Raw genomic sequence first — 20,573 nt, 5'->3', positions numbered from 1 at the left:
TGGGGACTCCCAGACGTCTTTAATTATAGTTTTTATACAAATGAATGGAATACATATAAGGATGGGATAGAAGAAGATAAAGCTGATGATCTGTTTAGTGATAAGCTAAAAGAATATGAAGACTGTGTAAATGATTATGTGGAAGTTGATGTGTTACAGAACCAATATGATGCTTTGGTTCTATTATGTTATAATATTGGGGTAGGTAATTTTAAATCTTCATCGGTATTAACTATCGTGAATGGTGGCTCTTCTCAAGAATATGGAAGTGATATTAAAGCTGTATGGTTAGCATGGATTTACTCTCAGGGTATTGAAAATGATAGTTTGAAAAATCGTAGAAACTATGAGTTAAATGTATACAATCAAGGAGTGTATAAGAAATGGTAAAGCATGTTTTTTATCTATCTTTTTTATTGATTTCTTTCAGTAGTGTTGCTGATATACAACTGGATAGATCTCAAATATATACAGTTCCAAAGGGTGAGAATTGGTCTATTACTAATATAGATAAAGCTGATTGCAATATATGTACTACAGATATATTTGTAAAATCTGGTCAAGTAAGAATTAATGGGATTTGGGTTGCTGGGAAATTCAAATTTATTCTGCCTAAAAAGTATGAAATCATATTTCATAGTGGTGCGACATTTGGACTTGGTGATGTTATGAGAAAAATAACAGTAAAAAAATTAATTTTAAATAAATAATTTCAATGATATTTAAAATTTCTCTGCAGAGGATAGACGGTCAATTTATTTCAGGTCAAATGGATCAGGAGATTGGAAAACTGTGGAAAACTGTGGAGAATGGTGCAGATGGATATTTGTTATCAATGGTAGGTGATTTTCCATATTGGTCTGATGCGATAGGACAAATTCCCTTTGCTATTGACACATATCGTTTAGAAAATGATATCCAGAAAGTTGTTGACAAAGGGAAAGAATATGGAAATGGAGGCATTTTTTTCAAAGAAGCTGATAACTCGAATGAATATGATAATTATCTTGTCTTACGTGGTGCTTTGTTTGCTTCACAAAAATATACTTATGAAATAGTTCATGGTGAACACTTTTGGGAGTTTGATGAAAAGATAGAGACTGTAACTGACTATTCTCCGGATAATTTAGGTACGGTGATTAATGCTGAACAGAAAGAGAAATATTTATGAATATAATATTAAAAATAGTTCTATCTTTTGTGGCATATTTTATATTTATTACATTTCATGACTTATTTCGTCACTTTTATGTAAATTATTTTGAGGTGATGTCTAAAGGCATAGAGCTAGGGTTTGTTAATTTTATAGCTATATATATTATGATTCCTTATTTTATTGTTTTATCTTTAGTTAAAAATGGTTATAAACTTTTAGCATATATATCAGTTAATGTGTATATTTTTTATACTTGGATAGGATATCATCCATATCGAGTTATACTTATTTTCTTATGTCTCACGGTCGCTTCTTTTTTCATTTATTTTATTGAAAATAAATACTTTAAAAACAAGGTAAGATGATGATGTTCTTGATTGGAATATTTTCTCAGTATTAATAGTTAATATATGAATTTATATGAATTTTATTATCTATTACGTTATCAAACCGAGCCGCAAATGCGGCTCGATTATCACATCACAAACACCCATCAGGCTTTATGCAATATTTTCATCTCCATCTTCATGATACCGACAATAGTGGGTGGTGATTAGGTTGTTGAGATAGAGTAATAAGAATTCCATAGAAGTAATCCCATTACAGTAAAACTAAAGTTAGGGTAGTGACAATGAGTACATTCGATTCTGATAGAAGAGATCCGCTGTTAGATGAAACAGTCTTTTTTAAGAAGCGTGATTTTTTTGAAACAAAAGTAAGGAATGATTCTAAGGCGTTAGAGATTTTAAATTCATCGGATGACGCTGAACAAAAAGAACGTGTTAGCTGGGATCGTGTAGTTAGATTTTTAGAGCACTCCCTCTGTGGTTACTCAGGTGGTATTGACCTTGTCAAAGTTGAAGGTGAGTTCACCCAATTTATCGATTGTTTGATTTTCCATAAAAAGTCGTTTAGGCATACACAGCTAAAATATTGGGAGCCAGATGCGTATCAATATATCCTATGGATTTACAGTATTTCGATTCTTCTAGGGAAAAAAGAATTTATATTACCTGTTGTGGAAATGATATCTAAAAATCCTCAAGGTGAAGATGACCCAATTTTAAGTATTTTCCTTGCTCGTATGGGAGTTATTGGTTTTCCTCGGCAACGAGATGAGAGCCTTGCCTTCCCAAAATCCTACCAACATCTTTACGATGCAATCAAAGGCGATGGTGTTTCTCCTACAAAAGCTGAGCGGCAGGAAAGTATCAAGCAGTATCTCAAAGGTTGGTATAAAGGGATGAAAGACTGCTACTGGTATAATCGCCATAAAGGTCAATTCCCGACTTTCTTTGGCTACTGGGCATTTGAAGCGGGGATGGTGACATTACTCTATGGTTTGGACGATAGCAGTTACCGTCACATGCTCTACTATCCAAAAGATTTGGTTGATCACGCCAGAGCACAGGGGTATGACCAATTGTTTGCACCGGAGCTAATGGAGCAGCAGAAGCACTATATTGTTTTACCCGGAGATGAATGTTCGATAGATGGCACTTTTTTATGTAATCTGACGAATGACCAAATTATATTAAACCGTGGTGATCGAGCTCCGGGGCCGATAGAAGATGAGAATGGCAACCGTATCTTTTGGGTGAGTCAATAGGAGGTTGTTCGAGACTATTCATTATATTGTGAGTTTCATTCTATCAATCCAGATAAGCCACTCAAAATGATGCCTAAATCAAACCGAGCCGCAAATGCGGCTCGATTATCACAAACACCAATCAGGTTTTATGCAATATTTTCATCCCCGTCTTCATGATACCGACAATAGTGGGTGGTTATTAAGTTGTTGAGATAGAGTAAAACTTCACACATTTCCTGTCGGTTTTCCCGTTGTTCCGCCAGAAAAATCTCTTCCAGTTGGCGTAAGTATTCACGGGCTTTTTGTGATAGTTGTGGATCATAGTGAATGGTTTCGAACATATAAACTCCAAGTAAAAATAGATGATGTTGTTCCACCACGGAAAGGGACCAATCTTTGGGTGGTGGACTGAGCCGGGTTTGGTCCTACCGCTACTTGGATGACGGCCAGCCGAAGCTGCCCGATTCAGCCCACCATGATTTAGGCGCACTGATAATCGCATAAAAACAGCTCGGTTAGAACCGTATTTATCTATCCAAGTATTTAACAACGGGGGACCAATCCCATCCCGGAATGTTTCCGGTACAGGGTTAGATTAATGAACGTCAGGCACTGGTACAATAGACGCAAGTATGGAAAAAGTATGAGGTTCTTCGAGTCAGTTCACTTTTCTGATGGAATCTAAAAGAGAAGCGCTATTGATGATTAAGACGGGTATACAATCAGTCGGATGAAAATTGGATGAAGGTTATGCTGCGTACAATACAACTCAATTTATTATGGGAACGTTAGGATTCAGACTCATCATTGATGGCGTCAATGATGAGACATTGGTGGTCCGTGACTATCAGGGCGTCGAATCGATTTCAGACTCGGTGGATGATCAAGGTCAATCGGTCCATGGCTATCGGTATACTATCGATATTGCCAGTCGCAACAGCGACCTGAGTTTCGAGCAGATGGTCGATAGCAGTGCATTACTGGAAGTGCTGCGCGATCAGGAAGTGGTGCAAAAAGTTCACGGCATTATCCGCAACTTCAGCCGGGGCGATACCGGGCATCACCATACATTCTATTCACTGACGTTGGTGCCTTCTCTGGAAAGACTGTCGCTACGCCATAACAGCCGGATCTTCCAGCAACTGGATGTGCCGGAAATCCTCTCGGTGCTGTTTCAGGAAATGGATATCAATGATTATGCGTTTTCGGTACGGCGTGAGTGTGCCAAACGCGAATACTGCGTCCAGTACCGCGAGACCGATTTAGAATTTTTCCACCGTCTCTATTCAACGGATATATTGGAGGTAAATGAATGAGTATCGTAAAGAAAATAATAGTGTATTCATTCGCATTTATTGGTTGTATCTCATTGCTTTTTTTATCGATTGCGAAATTTGATAATGATGATTCTTTTAAAAAAGAAATTGTTAGTGGCATCCTATGGATTAATGCTCCAGATGATAGTAATGGTTTTAAAATATTGTCATCTAAACATCCGCTGTATAATATAGTTGTATTCCATAGAGATAAAGAATTTTGGGTTGGTGGGAGTTTTTTATATAAAGGTAATAAACTCCATGATGTCCATTTGTCTAATATAACAGGGTTTGATGGTCAATATATTTATCTTAACAATGATGAATATTTAAAATATTGTGATGTAAAATGTAATTGATAAATAATTGGATTATGAAGATGGATGTTTAATAAGGGAAAGTCATTTATCATATGGAAAATGCTAATTATATCCACATACATTGGGGGTATTCTAAAACATGGAGAGGATCGGCTGGTTGTATGACAATCCATCCTGATGATTGGGCTTCATTTTTATCATCGGTTCCTGTAGGAAAAGGCGAGGTTATCATAAAATGGAAAAAATCATAATATTACTATTTTTATTCACGGATTTTTCTTTTGCATATGAGACTATCACTCATGTTACTGAATTTCTTCCTAATAAAGGAACTTGGATATACGAAGGTTTAGCCGCGCCTCAGAAGGCTGATTTTTCAGATGAAGTGAGAGATGGATTGGGTTATCAGGGTTTAATTGATGTAACTGATTTAACTGAGGATACAATAGTAAAAACAACACCACTACCAGAAGGTTTTTTCCATGTTGAAAATTAAAGAATTAGAATATAACCTTGATAAATTAAATGAGTTAGCAGTATCAAGAAATTCACAACAAGGTATAAAAATTTATGAAGGTGCTTTAGATAAACTTAAAAAAGTAAAAAATACTGATGAGTTTAATGAACTATTAGATAAGGTACTAAAGGCATTAGGTGGAATAGAAGCTCATGGTTCCTTTACTAATGAGGAGTATGAATGTGTAAAAAATATTCGAAATATAAAAAACATAATGATATTTTAATGCGATTTTTATTCGGATATTTATGTTTAATTATATTGTGGAGAAGGAATTATGAGTACAAATTTTCCTCATTGTCGAAGAGACCCTTTTCTTGAAGAAGGAGTATATTTAGAGAATAAGAAATGTTTCCCCAAAAATTATTGATTATAAGTGCAGTACTAGTTGGTTTTTCTTAACTACATACCTTGAAAATACCATATCAAACTATTCTGTAGGACTGTCAGTAGATATTATTCAGAATGATTTTGATGAAATATTTAAATATTATACTATACATAAAAAATCATAGTAATGATATTCTTCCATTTTGGGAACAAGATTCGTTTCAATACATTTTGTGGATTTATAGTTTGTCGGTTTTACTAGGAATAAAAGAGTATTTACTTCCACTATCTCGATGGTTATCTGTAATTGGTGATGTAAAAGATGATCCGGTTTTAAGTATTTTTCTGGCTAGATTAGGGATCATCGGTTTTCCTCGTACTCGAGATGAAAGTCTAGTATTTCCTAAATCCTACCAACATCTTTACGATGCAATCAAAGGCGATGGTGTTTCTCCCACAAAAACAGAGCGGCAGGAAAGTATCAAGCAGTATCTCAAAGGTTGGTATAAAGGGATGAAAGACTGCTACTGGTATAATCGCCATAAAGGTCAATTCCCGACTTTCTTTGGCTACTGGGCATTTGAAGCGGGGATGGTGACATTACTCTATGGTTTGGACGATAGCAGTTACCGTCACATGCTCTACTATCCAAAAGATTTGGTTGATTACGCCAGAGCACAGGGGTATGACCAATTGTTTGCACCGGAGCTAATGGAACAGCAGAAGCACTATATTGTTTTACCCGGAGATGAATGTTCGATAGATGGCACTTTTTTATGTAATCTGACGAATGACCAAATTATATTAAACCGTGGTGATCGAGCTCCGGGGCCGATAGAAGATGAGAATGGCAACCGTATTTTCTGGGTTAGTCAGTAATCGAGATGAGGCGTTTGGGGACTTTCAGACGCCTTTAATTATATTTGTGTACAACTAAATGAATTTTATAAAGAAATTATTCTTATCAATTACCATAACATTAGTATTATTCTTATTGTATCTAGTTACTGTCGCGAAAGATTTATATCCATTATATGAGTGGTATGTATTAGATGGACATCAATATGTTGGTGAGACCAATGCGCGATATTACATAGCATATCTGACACTGGTTTTTGGATTTTACTGGTACTCGTTTATTGCTTGCTCATTTTTTATGGCAAATACCGACTGCTCAAGAAGCACTGATGCGATCACTTGGCGTCACGTTCCGTCTTGCCCTGATTTAACAACTTATGTTGACATGTTCGCTTTGGTATGAGTAAACATACCGTTGATATTGAAGATCAAGGGATAATTAAGGTGACGATTCAATTGCAAACCCAACGATTGATAATGAGACAAATCAATGTAACGGATTGGGATTTTTTTCACTTCTTGCAAACCGACTCAACCACAATCAAATACAGCTTTAATCCACGGACAGAGACCCAAATCAGGGAGCGATTCGAGTCTCGTTTACCGCAGTGGACCCCAGCGTCTGATTTCTGGTTATGTTTGATATTACAAGAAATATCGACGCATCAGCGGGTTGGTCTTACCGGATTCTATTTACAGAATGATGTGGCTGAGCTGGGCTATATGATTGCTCCGGAGGCTAGTGGCCGGGGTTATGCGACAGAGTCTTTGAATGGTTTACTCGAGTTTGCTGACAACTGCGGTATCAAACGTTTTCAAGCTAATGTGACTCAGGGAAATGATGCCTCTGAACGTGTATTGTTAAAAAGTGGTTTCCATTGTGCTGAAGTGGTGAAGCAGGATGTCGAAATCGGTGGAACGATGTATGACGATCTGATTTATCGAAAGGTGAGCGGTGGCTGAATTGATTTTTTACGTTAGGTCGATACGAGTGAATATACGATTGATATTAAAGATGCAGGGATGAGAAATGAACAATAGTAATTGGGATGATTTGAAATTTTTCTTAGTGCTTTATGAGACAGGCAAAGTAAGTACGGCCGCTCACAGATTGAATGTCAATTACGCAACCGTTTCAAGGCGTATCGATCGACTGGAAGATTCTCTAAAAGTTAAGTTGTTTAACCGTACCAGCGATGGATTTCATGCAACGCTTGAAGGAAGGCAATTATACGAACGTTCGGTGGACTTGAGAGATAAAATTAATAGCCTATCCGAGTCGCTGTCACCTGAAGCGAAGTTTAACCAACATGCCAAAATTTCTATGGTGCCATTTTTAGCAGAATATTTTGTCATCGAAAACTTGAAGAAATTACATGCACAGTGTCCAGAACTGAGATTTGAAATTGATACATCGAGTCGAAACGTGAATATTGCTAAACAAGAGGCTGATATCGCACTGCGCTTGGAGCTTCCTGAAAAGGGGGAATCGATTTGTAGAAAGTTAGGAGAGGTCGCGTTTGTATTGTGTGGAACTGAATACTGGATAGAACGATTGAAAAACGATGAGCCAGTCAATGTCATTACTTATACTGCGGCGTTCAGCCATCTTACAGAATGCAAATTCCTGATTGAAAAGTTCGGAACCAAGGCTATAAAATTTCAAACCGATACAATCTCCGCTCAAAAGCAAGCGGCAGAACATGGCTACGGCATTGCACTTTTACCAAAACTCTCGCTTCGTGCAAGTTCATTGAAGACGATAGAGCTAGAAATGCCGATTACTCGGGATATATGGATGCTCACTTCGAAGAAGACCTCGATGTCCACACCGAAAAAGCTTGTCATGGAAGCTTTGGTGAAAATGTTCAGGGATGAACTAGGAAGTTACGCATAAACAATGGCAGGATGTCCTGCCATTGCTTTTTCAATATTTTCATTAGCATTATATTATTTACAGCATTATATATTGGTCATGATGTGCTGTTCATATTTCCTTCGTGGTTTAATAAAAGTTAAAACAAAAATTAAATATAGATAATAATTTTTCACATGTCATATGCAATGAATAAAAGTGAGGCTCTATTTTTATTTGCACTTGTCTACAATAATTTTTGCACATGACATTTGCACAAATAGAAATCAAACAATAAATATATTTATGTATACTTAAATTGATTTTTATAGGAGAAACAAACATGACTCAATTAAACACGCTTCGAAATATTGCTGGTCTACAAGAGCATAGGGTTGACTGGAATAATGCAGCTGTTCTTTTTGTTGATTACCAAAATGAATATGTTGATGGTATTTTGTCGCTAGGCAAGGCCGGTAAAACAGCTTTGGCGAACGCCGAAAAGCTGTTAAATATTGCTCGAAGCAAGAATGCCCCAGTTTTCCATATCCTTCACAAAGCGAGTTCATCATCACCGGTATTTAACTGCGATTCACCGTTGTCTGATGCCGTGGATATTGTTAAACCTAATGACAATGAAACCGTGGTGCACAAGACACTACCGAACTCATTTTTCAATACTGATCTGGAAGAGATGTTGCGTTTAACTGGATGCAAACAGCTCATTATTCTCGGATTTATGAGTCATATGTGTGTGACTGCGACAACGATCAAAGCGGTAGAGTTGGGGTATGACGTGATTATTTGTGAAGACGCCTGTGCAACACGCCCATTACCGGACCAAGCCGGTCATCCAATTGATCAAAATCTAATTCATATTGTGTCTATGGCTGCATTGAGCGATCGATACGCCTCAGTTCAACCTTTACATAAATTTGTATAATTTGTGGATTGACAGTCAGCCTTTAAATCTCAATTAGCGCTTTATATTTTGATGAGAACAAACTGAATTTTGGAGAAGCATCTTGGTTTTGAGATGTGCGCTTGAGTCTTTATTCAGAAGAAAAATAGACAAACCGGAGTTTGTCTATTTTTTTACTTTGTCCAAATTTTAAATACTCGGGGACACCCCAACCTTATACGTCATAATCACTGACTGGCGGGCAGCTACAGATTAGGTTGCGGTCGCCATAGACGTTATTGACCCGATTCACTGTCGGCCAGTATTTTGCTGTCTGAGTGTGTGGGGTCGGGAAGCAAGCAAGTGTTCTGCTGTATGGATGTTGCCACGCTGCTGCTGCCAAGTCTGCCTGTGTATGAGGGGCATTGACCAGCGGATTATCCTCAAGCGGCCAGACTCCGGAAACAACTTGGTCGATTTCTTCACGGATCGCGATCATCGCGTCACAGAATCGGTCCAGCTCAGCCAGATCTTCTGATTCCGTTGGTTCAATCATCAATGTACCGGCGACCGGGAACGACATGGTCGGCGCATGGAACCCATAATCCATCAATCGTTTGGCAATGTCTTCTTCTGAAATGCCGGACGCTTCTTTGAGCGGACGAATATCGATAATACATTCATGGGCGACGCGGCCGTTGTCTCCCCGGTACAAAATCGGGTAGTGGGTGCTGAGTCTTTCCATCACATAGTTGGCATTCAGAATCGCGAGCCGGGTCGCTGCGGTTAATCCTTCTTCACCCATCATCGTAATATATGCCCAAGAGATTGGCAGAATGGATGCACTGCCTAAATCGGCGGCAGCAACGGCATGTTGGTTGCCTTCAATGCCGGATTCAATATGGCCGGGTAAAAATGGTGCAAGGTGGGATTTCACACCAATCGGGCCGACACCCGGGCCACCGCCACCGTGCGGAATACAAAATGTTTTATGGAGGTTCAGGTGGGAAACATCCGAGCCGATAAATCCGGGGCTGGTGAGTCCGACCTGCGCATTCATGTTGGCACCGTCGAGATAAACTTGCCCGCCGATGGCATGGACCATGTCACAGATCTCCCGGACATGGTTCTCGTAAACACCATGCGTTGAAGGGTAAGTAATCATGATACAAGAGATTTCTTGCTGGTACTGGTCGATCTTGGCCTTGAGATCGGCCAGATCAATATTCCCGTCTTGATCACAGGCGACGACAATGACATCCAGTGACACCATCGCGGCTGAAGCCGGGTTGGTACCGTGGGCAGAGCTGGGAATCAAACAAATATGGCGGTGATGTTCACCGCGGCTCTGATGATAACGCTGAATCGCAATCAGCCCGGTATATTCACCGGATGCACCGGAGTTGGGTTGTAGCGAGAATGCGTCATAGCCGGTAATGGTGCACAGCTTCGCTTTCAGGTCTTCAGCAAGCTCAGTATATCCTGCGGCCTGATCTTTCGGGGCAAACGGATGCATTTGACTGAATTCAGGCCAAGTGATGGGGATCATCTCAGAGGCGGCATTCAGTTTCATGGTGCAGCTACCCAGAGGAATCATGCCATGGGTGAGCGAGAAGTCCTTATTTTCCAGCGTTTTCAGATAACGCATCATCAGCGTTTCACTGTGATAACGATGGAAGACCGGGTGGGTTAAATACGCCGATTCTCTCCGGCAGGAGGCCGGAATCGCTGCATATTCGTTGGGTGCAATATCAGCGGAAATTGTTTCAGGGTCCGCTTGAATGTTGAATATGGTGAACAGTTTTTGGATATCATCCAGTGTCGTGGTTTCATCAAAGCTGATACCGAGTGCTTGCTCATAGCGGCGCAGGTTGAGTCCGGCTTGCTGTGCGTTCTGATACAGCGCTTCGGTTTGACTATCGGTATCTATGGTCAGGGTGTCGAAAAATGTTTGGTGGCGCAGTTTGTAACCCTGTAACGTCAGTCCGGCCGCCATGATTGCTGTCAGATGATGCGTTCTGCGGGCAATGGTTTTCAGTCCTTCCGGACCATGATATATCGCATAAAACACGGCCATGTTGGCGAGTAATGCTTGCGCTGTACAGATATTCGATGTCGCTTTTTCCCGACGAATGTGTTGTTCCCGTGTTTGCATCGCCATGCGCAGTGCAGGTTGTTCTTTGGCATCCACGGAGACACCGATGATTCTGCCGGGCATGGTGCGTTTGTATTGATCGCGGGTTGCCATAAATGCAGCATGGGGACCACCGTATCCCATGGGGACTCCAAACCGTTGGGAAGAGCCGATGACGATATCGGCACCCATTTCACCAGCGGGTTTGAGTAATGTGCTGGCCAGCAGATCTGTCGCTACGGCCACTAAGGTTTTATTGTGATGAGCCGCTTCGATCACTGGTGTTAAATCGTCGATTTCACCGGTGGTCGTCGGGTATTGTAATAACGCACCGAATACGTCTTGCCGGGGGAGTTCGCTCACCGGCAGCACGACGACTTCAAAATTCATGAATTCAGCGCGGTTTCTGACGACTTCAATGGTCTGTGGATGGACATGATCCGCGATAAAAAAGCGGTGGCTTTTACTTTTCCCGGCTCTTTTACATAATGCCATCGCTTCAGCCGCAGCAGTTGCTTCATCTAACAGTGATGCATTGGCGATGTCCATGCCGGTTAAATCAATCACCATCTGCTGGAAGTTGAGCAGAGACTCGAGACGGCCTTGTGAAATCTCGGGTTGATATGGGGTGTATGCCGTATACCAGCCGGGATTTTCCAAAACATTGCGTTGAATGACACTCGGTGTGAGTGTGCCATAGTAGCCTTGACCGATAAAACTGCGGGCAACTTGGTTTTTGCCGGCGATGTGTTTTAATGCAGCGAGCATGTCTGATTCGCTCTGCGGTGCAGGTAACGCGAGTGGTTGTTCCAGACGGATACCGGCCGGAATGGTTTCGCTGATGAGTGTTGCGAGGCTTTCAGCACCAATGGCCTGCAGCATCATTGCTTGTTCCCGCTGGCGCGGGCCGTTGTGACGTGTTGCGAATTCTGTTTGAGAAGAAAGGTTGCGCAGTAGTTGAGTCATAATTCCTTACCGTGACCACAAAAAGGTATCCGTTGGATACAAGCTGAACTCGGGACATAAAAAAAGCTGCATACAAGGGATGTAAGCAGCTTTTGTTGATCAGTCTTCCAGTGTATTGAGATATTCTTCGCTGTCTTTTAGATCATCCAATTCAGTTGGATCCGTCATGCGGATTTTGGCAATCCACCCCCCTTCATACGGTTCTTCGTTAATCAGCTCAGGACGATCTTCGAGATCATCATTCACTTCAATAATAATACCGCTAACCGGGGAATAGATATCAGATGCCGCTTTAACGGATTCGACCAATGAAAAGTTGTCGCCAGCATCCACGTCACTATCAACATTAGGGAGTTCAACATATACGACATCCCCTAACATTTCTTGTGCGTGTTCTGAAATGCCGACGGTAACAGTCCCGTCACCGTGATTGAGAACCCATTCGTGACTGTCGGTAAACTTCAGCGTGTTATCCATGCATTTATCTCCAAAAAACGATTATAACGAGTGATCAGAGTGTCACCGGATTCAGATTTTATTCCTGAGAATCTGTAAAAATCAGAGCATGACTACAAAACATCATGAAAAACAAAATCTGCTTTAGTTGCTATTCACCGTTGTCTTTCATCAGGAATCATCGGGTATCCGACTCTTCCCATAGCGTAGCCAATTTGGACGATGTTACTAAGTCACGACTGTAAAAAATAAATCATGCCTGTAAAAATAAGTCATCTCTGTAAAAATCCGGCTCATATATCGCTAACATTACCTGTTGAGAGAATGGTAAGCAATAAAAATTTCTTATAGGAAATTAATTTTCTTGCTAGTATGTAAACAAGTCATCATAAGATGTCGTCTCAGTGAGATTTGTTGGAAACCGAGACCATCGTGTGAGTGAAAAACCGTCGCACCTGAAGGCAACGATATTGATTGAGATGACCAAGTTCCGGTGGGAACGGTCATTGATGTTTACTCGAGGAGACATCATGGGGAAAAGTACACTGGATGATAATCCTGCTTTGGTTTTAACGCAGGAATCCCAGGGAAATAATATCGACCCGCTTCGATTAGGACAGCGTATTAAAGATATTCGTCTTGAACTCGGGCTGACGTTAGAAGAAGCAAGTCAGAAGACCGGATTGGCGAGGTCGACTCTGAGTAAAATTGAGAATGAGCAGATTTCACCGACATTTCAGGCGATGCAAAAGCTCGCGCATGGCTTGGATATCGGGATGCCACAACTATTTGAGCCACCGAAGAAAGTTGTCGCGACGGGGCGCAGAGATATCACTCTGGCGGAGCAGGGGAAACCCCATCCGACATCCACGTATGAACATGAATTGCTGGCGACTCAGTTATCGGGCAAGAAGATGACCCCGTTTAAGACTCGGGTTCGGGCAAGAGTGTTTGAGGAATATGGGGATTGGGTCCGGCATGATGGTGAAGAGTTTCTGCTGGTGCTGGAAGGCTCGGTGATGTTGTATACCGAGTTTTATGAACCGATAACCCTGAATGAGGGGGACAGTGTCTACTATGATGCCAACATGGGGCATGTCTTAACGTCTGTCAGCGATTCTGATGCGCTGATTTTATGGGTTACTGCGAAATGATCAATCTGAGTGTGTTTCAATAAGTTTCTTATCGGAAACATGCGTAAAATACAAAATTAAAGTCTGCTTTATCGGGCAAACCGGATGTATGAAAAGGGAGAGCCACATGTCATCTGAACAAGAGAACCAGTCGCTGTTAAGAACACCGTTGTATGCTTTACATCAAGAATTTGGTGCCAAGATGGTGCCGTTCGCCGGTTATGAAATGCCGGTTCAGTATCCGTTAGGTGTCAAGAGAGAGCATTTACATACCCGTGAAGCTGCCGGTCTATTTGACGTCTCTCATATGGGACAGATTTGCTTGAAGGGAGAGGGGGCTGCATTGGCGCTGGAATCGCTGGTTCCTGTCGATATTGTTGATCTGCCGATCGGTAAACAGCGGTATGGTTTTTTGACCAATGAAACCGGTGGGATCCGTGATGATTTAATGATCGCCAATTTAGGTGACTGTCTGTTTGTGGTCATCAATGCCGCCTGTAAACAGCAGGATATCGCACATCTGAAACAGCATTTGCCAGCACATCTGGTTTTGGAAGAGATGAATGATCAGGCGCTACTGGCATTGCAAGGGCCTATGGCTGTCAGCGTATTATCACAACTGGCTCCGGAAGTGGCAGACATGCATTTTATGGATGTTCGTCGCGTGTCGCTGTTGGATATCGAATGTATTGTGAGTCGAAGTGGATATACCGGTGAAGATGGTTATGAAATTTCTGTCCCGGCCGATCAGGCGGAACGACTGGCTCGTCATCTTCTGACATTTGATGAGGTCACTCCGATTGGCCTTGGTGCGCGTGATTCGCTGCGGTTGGAATGTGGTTTGTGTCTTTATGGTCATGATTTGGATGAGACGACGACGCCTGTGGAAGCGAGTTTACTCTGGGCTATCAGCCCGGTTCGCCGACGTGATGGTGCCAGAGCCGGTGGATTTCCCGGGGCGGCAGTGATTCTGGAGCAGATTGAACAACAATCCGCAAAACGCAAGCGTGTCGGATTGGTCGGACAGACCAAAGCACCGGTTCGGGAAGGGACGGTGTTATTTAATCAGCAAGGCCAGGATATCGGCATTGTGACCAGCGGCACATCGGGCCCAACGGCCGGACAGCCGGTTTCGATGGGATATATTGCCCGTGAGTGTGCCACCCTTGGAACGGAGATTTACGCTGACGTGCGCGGTAAGATGTTGCCGATGACGGTGACCAAAATGCCGTTTGTGCCTCAGCGCTATTATCGGGGTAAATGATTTCATTGAATCAAATTGAAAAGGAAAATACAGAAAGTATTTTCCTTTTTTTTTCGCGCGGCTATGATAGTCATACTTTTATCAATGTCGAAATATTCTCATGTTTTCAAAATGGATTCGTACTGCGCTGTGCTGCTGTTGTTTCTTGTCTTCATCCGTATTTTCGAGTGATGTTTCCCCTTATATCGTCAACGGAACGGAAACATCAGTCGTCACCTATCCTGATTTTGTCAGCTTGTTTTATGATCGAACAGAGTATGATCGGGTGTATGGTGGGCATAGTTTGTGTGGTGGAACCATGTTGAATAGTCAGTATGTGCTGACGGCTGCACACTGTATTTTTAGTGGCGGCAGTATTAATGAAGAGTTCATGTTGTTTATGACCGTTGGTCAGATTGATGATGAAACGGATTGGATTTATAACATTACCCCAGTCAGACCGGCTGCGTTTTATTATTTTAATTCGTTTAGTGACTCAGAAAGTGATTTATGGAAAGACGATATTGCGATCATTAAACTGACATCACCGTTGAATACTGGCGGAACCGTCAATCGGCCACCAACTGATGACTCTTATCGCAACAATAGTCAGAGTTTTATTGCCATTGGTCATGGGAATACCACAGTCAATACCACAACCTATAAATTATTAGAAACATCAATGAGTTATGTTGATAATTCAACCTGTTCTTCAAAATATAGTGGGTTGCATAATACTCAGATCTGTTTTTCCGGGGGAAATTCACCCACGATGAATAATGGTGTTTGCTCTGGAGATTCCGGTGGGCCGATCTACTGGAATGACAGTGGCACACTGCGTCAAGTTGGTATAACCAGCTTTGGACCGACGATTTGTGGTTCTGGCTCGGTTACGGGGGTTTTTACTGAGGTTGCTGATTATGACAGTTGGATAACCAATGTATTGAATGGCATGATTGCGCCAAACTATATTGCAACGGATGCAAAACGTCAGACGTATTATCAGACACAGATTTTATCTTTAAGTGACAGTTCCTCCACCGCCACCAGTAGTAGTAGTAGCTCAGGCGGCGGCTCGATAGGATGGCACTTGTTGTGGTTACTATTCGGTACTTTGGGATATCGATGGAAGGGGTTGGCATCTGCCACAATTCGATGAGACTGGCATCTCCATCACGTCTGATGGATTATAGTTCATGGCAGCTGCAATCGATAATGGTTTGGCAAACCAGTAACCTTGCAGGTGAGAAGCCCCCATTGCGTAGAATTGGTGTAACATCTCATTGTTTTCAATGCCTTCGATGACGACACTGATCTGCTCTTTCCGACATAACTCGATTAAAAATTCCAAAAACTGGCAAGAGTTACCATTTTTCATGGTTTTCATTGAGAAGTATCGGTCTATCTTGATTTGATCAAATGGCAGATCAAAAAAGCTGTGGATCGAGCTAAAACCAGCCCCGAAATCATCCAGAGACAGTAAAAAGCCAAGAGAACTCAGTCGGTTGATCTGTTGAAGGGCGTATTTATGTTCATCGAGAATCACGGTTTCAGTTAATTCGAGAATGATTGAAGCCGGATTCAGACCTGATTCTGATGTGATCCGTAACATTTCATCGGGAAAGTTACTGTTCAGTAATTGCAATACCGATACATTGACGTTTACCCGGGCGGAAGCCTGGTTCGTGACGTTATAGTGATTGATGAACTGGCATGCCTTTTCAAACACTTGATAACCCAGCTCAACGATGAGCCCTTTATTCTCAGCCACGGGGATGAACTCATCGGGGTAGATATTACCGTAATCTTTGGAGTGCCATCTGACTAAAGCTTCGAAACTGGAGACTTTGCCTGTCGTGGTCTCAATAATGGGTTGATATTTGACTGACAGACTTTTGTTTCTTAGCGCACTTTTTAAACCACTTTCGATATAAAAATAGCGATCGACTTTCTGTCGCGTATAACCTTCATATAATTCGATTTGAGACTGACTTTGTTCACTGGCGAATGCGCATGTTCGAAAGGCAATACTCAGGATTTCTTCACTTTCAAGCTGGTCACAATCAGGATAGATACCGAGGCTCATGCCGTTGGCAAAGAGGGTATTTTGTTGTGCCATACAGGTCTGATAACGGAGCACGAACTGAGCACACATCATTCTGAGAGAAGTATGTGATACCGAATTTCTGAACAGTATCGCGTATGTATCCAAACTGACCCGATAAAGCGTTGCGTGTTCGGGAGGAAAGACTTTGGCCGCTGATTTGACATTGGTGATGACATTTTTGAGGAGATCGGTTCCGTATTCGATCAGGTAGGATTGCAATTCATGAATCCGGATATAAATGACTGAAAAGTTGTTATCTGGTGACTGAACGAGTAAATCCAGATCTAGAAGTAGTTTTCTCAGATTGAATAGGGCAGAGCTATCATCATAGAAAGCCGCTTCCTTAAGATAGGTTTCCATCCTTTTTTTATCAGAGATGTCTCGGTGACTCCCGACGACGTAAGTTTCACTCTTTTCCGTTAAACTGACCGCACACCCTTCGATCCATAAGTAATCACCGTCAGTTTTTTTTACCCGATATTGATTGAGTATCCGTTGTTCTAAAGTATCGATATGCTCGTTGACTCGGTCGATCAGTAATACTTGATCATCAGGATGAACAAGTGCATACCATGCGGAGATATGAATCGTGGGGGAATGAATACCAAACTGGACATAAAAATCGGGATTGTAGAATGTCAGAAGTCCTTTTGTATCCAAATGAAATATCCCCTCATTAAACACATCAAAAATATGAATGAGGCGTGTTTTATATTCATTGTTGGGCGGCTGAACTTGTAACACCGCTTCCCCCAAGTCTTTTTGCATGAAATTGAAGGCTCCTTGACGCCAGTCTATATGCTCATCAATGTGATTTGTCCAGATTGGTAGTATCAGTGTAATTGATATCAATAAAAATAAATGATTGAGCTACTCTGTCAGGATGAATAAAAGTGTGACATTTGTTCCAAATGCTCACTGTTCGCTAGCCACTGCACAGAAATATGTGCCTCACATTTCTGCTTATTTTTAATGATTCGGCTTCGGTGATATTTGATAGGCTTTTGTCCCCCACAGTGGGACCGTTGATATACTGTGTTTGAAGCTGCCGGACGTTTCTTTGGTTGAGTAAGACACGTAGATCAACGTTTGTGTCTGCGGGTCATATATTCTTCTCATTTTCATTGACTTAAAGAAAATACTTTTGGATTTTTTGAAAATCACTTCACCCGAATCGGACTTATCAATTTTTGCAATCATTGCAGGGGTAATCTCTCCTGTTTGTCGGCAAGCAATCGATGAGTCTGATGGATCTGATAAACTGAGATCAGCTTCAATGCTGGCAATATGACAAGTCACCCCTGTCACGATAGGATCAATGAGCTGATTGATTTTGATATCTTGGGTTGTAAATAGACCTAAACTGACATCACCCACTTCGCTGTTATCACAGGCGGTGAGCCCCAGAGAAAGTAGTGACGCGATGAATATATTCTTGAGTCTCATGTTTGGTTTCCAGCCGTCAAATGAGTGGTGCCCATCATATCAAGATATTCGATGATTCCCAAATAAAGTGAGTCAGGTAAAAGGATTACCTTGATAGGGTATCTCAATACCGCAGTGGAATGATGATGCTTATTGTGGAAGATTTCGGTTCGTGATCAACACAGGGACCACTTTTATCCCCTTTTCGGCACAGATTCGCGTAAGATGGTGTATCTCCCTGATATTGAAATGATAGGGTTTATGAATATCGCACAAATAAAAAACCAGTGGTTATCGGCTCAAGTAGATGTTGCGTATCCAACGCCTCAAAGTTTAGCGGGTCGTGATCTTTATCTGGCATCGGTTCAGCAATGCGCATATCAAAATATCGAATTAAAGACGGTGACTGAGTTGATGCCTCAGGATGTTTATCGCGTTGATTTTCATCGCTTAACGGTCATGTTTGCGCAGCTCCAAGCCACGCAATACCACGCCTTGACAGAACAAGAAGCCATTATCGAGTTCTTTACACAAATTATCTATTCGCCGCCTTGTGAATTGTATCTTGGTTTTGAACAGGGTAAACCCGTTGCCGCAGGGATTTTAACCCAGACAGAAACCGATATTCTGGTGTCTGATTTAGTCATTGCGAAAACTTGTTCAGCTTATGATGTTCCGCTCGATTTTGCATATCAGATCTTAAAGCACAGCCAAGTGAATGAGACCGCCCGCGCTTGCTGCGTTGAGTTACAGGCATAGACGTACTGACTGAGAAAATTCATATATTTTTAGTTTGAAAATAAACTATTCCTTGTTTTCGATCATAAAAGAATGGCTTAAGGATCGTTGCAAAATAAAATAAAGTTGAAACATTCAAAAAATATTGAATAATGGAACCGTTGATTGTTAGGAGAAGCATTTGCTTCAATATTCATTTGGATACAGGATAAAACCTTATGTCGAGCTCGTATGTGTTGGTCGTTAATTCAGGTAGTTCATCCCTTAAATTTGCAGTGATTGATGCTCAAAGTGGTGAAGCCATTGTGAGTGGATTAGGTGAGTGTTTCGGGTTACCCGAGGCGGCTATCAGCTGGAAGTATCAGGGTGAAAAAACTGAGGAGATGATCGGTTATCCTGATAATCATCACCAACATGCGGTTGATCGGATTGTCAAACTGATTGATGCACTTGGGTTGAGTGACCAAATCATTGCCGCCGGACACCGGATTGTCCACGGGGGCGAAAAATTCACTTCGACGGTTCGAATCAATGAACAGGTTGTTGACGAAATTGAGCAACTGGCGGAACTGGCACCTTTACACAATCTCGCCCATGGTAAAGGGATTCGTGCTGCCATGAAAGCATTCCCTTCGCTACCTCAGTTTGCCGTATTCGATACTGCGTTCCACCAAACCATGCCGCCCAAAGCCTACAGATATGCGATTCCAACGGAGTTATACGATCAATATGCGATTCGCCGTTATGGTTTTCATGGCACCAGCCATTATTATGTCAGCCGTGAAGCGGCAAAAATGCTGGATAAAGATGTCAATGCCACCAATGTCATTTCTGTTCATCTGGGCAATGGGGCATCTGTCTGTGCGATTCGCGATGGTCAGTGTGTTGATACGTCGATGGGATTTACCCCGCAGGCTGGATTGATGATGGGGACGCGCTGTGGTGACATTGATCCGGCCGTTATTGAGTTTTTATTAAAGAAAGGCTGGACACAAGAACAAGTGTTCGACATGTTGTATAAAAAGTCAGGTTTTCTGGGCGTATCCGGCCTGACTTCCGATGCCCGTGGTGTGTTAGAAGCTATGGAGCAGGGCAATGAAGATGCCAAACTTGCTTTTGAAGTGTTTACCTATCGGGTTGCAAAATATATTGCATCGTACATGATTCCGCTTCAGCGCGTTGATGCGATTATATTTACTGGCGGAATCGGCGAGAATGCACTACCGATTCGGCGCGAAATTTTGAATGCTTTGCGGGTATTCGGATTTGTGGAAGATGAAGCAGGTAATGAGGCGGCACGGTTTGGTCATTCCGGTGTGATTGCGCGTTCTGAAATGCACAATACAGTTGCGATGGTGATCCCGACCAATGAAGAGTTGGTGATTGTACAGCAGTCAGTTGCATTACTAGATTAATATGACTCGATATCATTGATATTCAAGTATTGCAGGCCAACCTTTGATGAGGTTGGCTTTTTTGTATAGAGAAAACCCCCAGCTAGGCTGGGGGTTCCGTAAAGCTTACAGC

General features: G+C 41.9%; 22 protein-coding genes and 1 pseudogene. 18 read left to right on the top strand and 5 right to left on the bottom strand.

All coding sequences use genetic code 11. The features are described 5' to 3' along the window. Window positions 1–66: 66 nt before the first annotated feature. The 4 genes from OCU60_RS21395 (at window position 67) to OCU60_RS21380 (ending at window position 2,765) form a co-directional block, all read left to right on the top strand. On the top strand, window positions 67–390 hold the full coding sequence (locus OCU60_RS21395; RefSeq protein ID WP_083602540.1) for a lysozyme: 324 nt from the start codon (window positions 67–69) through the stop codon (window positions 388–390). Continuing rightward, entirely contained in the window at window positions 384–710 is a 327-nt protein-coding gene (locus OCU60_RS21390; RefSeq protein ID WP_074371162.1) for a hypothetical protein, read from the top strand. Before OCU60_RS21395 ends, OCU60_RS21390 begins: the two co-directional genes overlap by 7 nt. Before the next feature lie 5 nt (window positions 711–715). After that, window positions 716–1,171 carry a hypothetical protein gene (locus tag OCU60_RS21385; RefSeq protein WP_139302078.1) on the top strand — a complete coding sequence of 152 codons (456 nt, stop codon included), beginning with the start codon at window positions 716–718 and terminating at the stop codon, window positions 1,169–1,171. A 616-nt stretch (window positions 1,172–1,787) separates the two neighbouring features. Then, window positions 1,788–2,765 carry a PoNi-like cognate immunity protein gene (locus OCU60_RS21380; protein ID WP_074371159.1) on the top strand — a complete coding sequence of 326 codons (978 nt, stop codon included), beginning with the start codon at window positions 1,788–1,790 and terminating at the stop codon, window positions 2,763–2,765. 128 nt (window positions 2,766–2,893) lie between these two features. Here the strand turns inward: OCU60_RS21380 and OCU60_RS21375 are convergent, their stop codons facing one another. Then, window positions 2,894–3,088: a hypothetical protein gene (locus OCU60_RS21375; RefSeq protein WP_021020225.1), complete on the bottom strand. Its 195-nt coding sequence runs from the start codon at window positions 3,086–3,088 to the stop codon at window positions 2,894–2,896. Window positions 3,089–3,526: 438 nt separating this feature from the next. Here OCU60_RS21375 and OCU60_RS21370 point away from each other — a divergent pair. The 9 genes and pseudogenes from OCU60_RS21370 to OCU60_RS21335 all read left to right on the top strand — a co-directional run. Next, window positions 3,527–4,030: pseudogene (locus tag OCU60_RS21370) on the top strand (contractile injection system protein, VgrG/Pvc8 family); the annotation flags it as partial. 29 nt (window positions 4,031–4,059) lie between these two features. Beyond that, entirely contained in the window at window positions 4,060–4,422 is a 363-nt protein-coding gene (locus OCU60_RS21365; protein ID WP_074371157.1) for a hypothetical protein, read from the top strand. Window positions 4,423–4,618: 196 nt separating this feature from the next. Further along, the gene (locus tag OCU60_RS21360) at window positions 4,619–4,879 is read left to right on the top strand and encodes a hypothetical protein (protein ID WP_074371156.1); all 261 of its coding nucleotides are present in this window, start codon (window positions 4,619–4,621) and stop codon (window positions 4,877–4,879) included. Continuing rightward, complete coding sequence (locus OCU60_RS21355; protein WP_074371155.1) at window positions 4,866–5,126, top strand: hypothetical protein; 261 nt, start codon at window positions 4,866–4,868, stop codon at window positions 5,124–5,126. The genes OCU60_RS21360 and OCU60_RS21355 overlap by 14 nt, the downstream gene beginning before the upstream one ends. A 115-nt stretch (window positions 5,127–5,241) precedes the next feature. Beyond that, entirely contained in the window at window positions 5,242–5,415 is a 174-nt protein-coding gene (locus OCU60_RS23060) for a PoNe immunity protein domain-containing protein (RefSeq protein WP_370738656.1), read from the top strand. Window positions 5,416–5,476: 61 nt separating this feature from the next. Next, entirely contained in the window at window positions 5,477–6,109 is a 633-nt protein-coding gene (locus OCU60_RS21350) for a DUF1911 domain-containing protein (RefSeq protein ID WP_159439424.1), read from the top strand. Between the two features lie 378 nt (window positions 6,110–6,487). Further along, window positions 6,488–7,051, top strand: a complete 564-nt coding sequence (locus OCU60_RS21345) for a GNAT family N-acetyltransferase (protein WP_074371154.1) — start codon at window positions 6,488–6,490, stop codon at window positions 7,049–7,051. A 67-nt stretch (window positions 7,052–7,118) separates the two neighbouring features. Continuing rightward, window positions 7,119–7,985 (top strand): LysR family transcriptional regulator, encoded by an 867-nt coding sequence (locus OCU60_RS21340; protein ID WP_074371153.1) that lies wholly within the window; start codon window positions 7,119–7,121, stop codon window positions 7,983–7,985. A gap of 301 nt (window positions 7,986–8,286) precedes the next feature. Further along, window positions 8,287–8,886, top strand: coding sequence for an isochorismatase family protein (locus tag OCU60_RS21335; protein WP_074371152.1), 600 nt, complete (start codon window positions 8,287–8,289; stop codon window positions 8,884–8,886). A 193-nt stretch (window positions 8,887–9,079) separates the two neighbouring features. On the opposite strand, the gene gcvP is transcribed toward OCU60_RS21335, so the two are convergent. Together gcvP and gcvH are read right to left on the bottom strand one after the other, a co-directional pair. Beyond that, window positions 9,080–11,944 carry an aminomethyl-transferring glycine dehydrogenase gene (gene gcvP / locus OCU60_RS21330; protein WP_074371151.1) on the bottom strand — a complete coding sequence of 955 codons (2,865 nt, stop codon included), beginning with the start codon at window positions 11,942–11,944 and terminating at the stop codon, window positions 9,080–9,082. Window positions 11,945–12,043: 99 nt separating this feature from the next. Next, window positions 12,044–12,421, bottom strand: a complete 378-nt coding sequence (gcvH, locus tag OCU60_RS21325; protein ID WP_074371150.1) for a glycine cleavage system protein GcvH — start codon at window positions 12,419–12,421, stop codon at window positions 12,044–12,046. A 509-nt stretch (window positions 12,422–12,930) separates the two neighbouring features. Here gcvH and OCU60_RS21320 point away from each other — a divergent pair. The 3 genes from OCU60_RS21320 to OCU60_RS21310 all read left to right on the top strand — a co-directional run bounded on the left by OCU60_RS21320 (window position 12,931) and on the right by OCU60_RS21310 (window position 15,935). Further along, window positions 12,931–13,554: a helix-turn-helix domain-containing protein gene (locus OCU60_RS21320; RefSeq protein WP_074371149.1), complete on the top strand. Its 624-nt coding sequence runs from the start codon at window positions 12,931–12,933 to the stop codon at window positions 13,552–13,554. Between the two features lie 106 nt (window positions 13,555–13,660). After that, complete coding sequence (gcvT, locus tag OCU60_RS21315) at window positions 13,661–14,797, top strand: glycine cleavage system aminomethyltransferase GcvT (protein WP_074371148.1); 1,137 nt, start codon at window positions 13,661–13,663, stop codon at window positions 14,795–14,797. A gap of 100 nt (window positions 14,798–14,897) precedes the next feature. Further along, window positions 14,898–15,935, top strand: coding sequence for a S1 family peptidase (locus OCU60_RS21310; RefSeq protein WP_074371147.1), 1,038 nt, complete (start codon window positions 14,898–14,900; stop codon window positions 15,933–15,935). Here the strand turns inward: OCU60_RS21310 and OCU60_RS21305 are convergent. Both OCU60_RS21305 and OCU60_RS21300 read right to left on the bottom strand, forming a co-directional pair. Further along, a complete protein-coding gene (locus OCU60_RS21305) occupies window positions 15,879–17,651 on the bottom strand; it encodes an EAL domain-containing protein (protein ID WP_074371146.1) in 1,773 nt (590 codons plus the stop codon). The genes OCU60_RS21310 and OCU60_RS21305 overlap by 57 nt on opposite strands. A 201-nt stretch (window positions 17,652–17,852) precedes the next feature. Continuing rightward, window positions 17,853–18,329, bottom strand: coding sequence for a CreA family protein (locus tag OCU60_RS21300; RefSeq protein WP_074371145.1), 477 nt, complete (start codon window positions 18,327–18,329; stop codon window positions 17,853–17,855). A gap of 240 nt (window positions 18,330–18,569) precedes the next feature. Between OCU60_RS21300 and OCU60_RS21295 the strand changes: the two genes are divergently transcribed. Beyond that, window positions 18,570–19,067: a hypothetical protein gene (locus OCU60_RS21295; protein WP_083602539.1), complete on the top strand. Its 498-nt coding sequence runs from the start codon at window positions 18,570–18,572 to the stop codon at window positions 19,065–19,067. A 197-nt stretch (window positions 19,068–19,264) separates the two neighbouring features. Continuing rightward, entirely contained in the window at window positions 19,265–20,461 is a 1,197-nt protein-coding gene (locus tag OCU60_RS21290) for an acetate/propionate family kinase (RefSeq protein WP_074371144.1), read from the top strand. Window positions 20,462–20,573: the final 112 nt, after the last annotated feature.

Source organism: Vibrio spartinae, from assembly GCF_024347135.1.
GTDB lineage: Bacteria > Pseudomonadota > Gammaproteobacteria > Enterobacterales > Vibrionaceae > Vibrio > Vibrio spartinae.
This window is presented reverse-complemented; position numbering and strand designations above follow the sequence as displayed.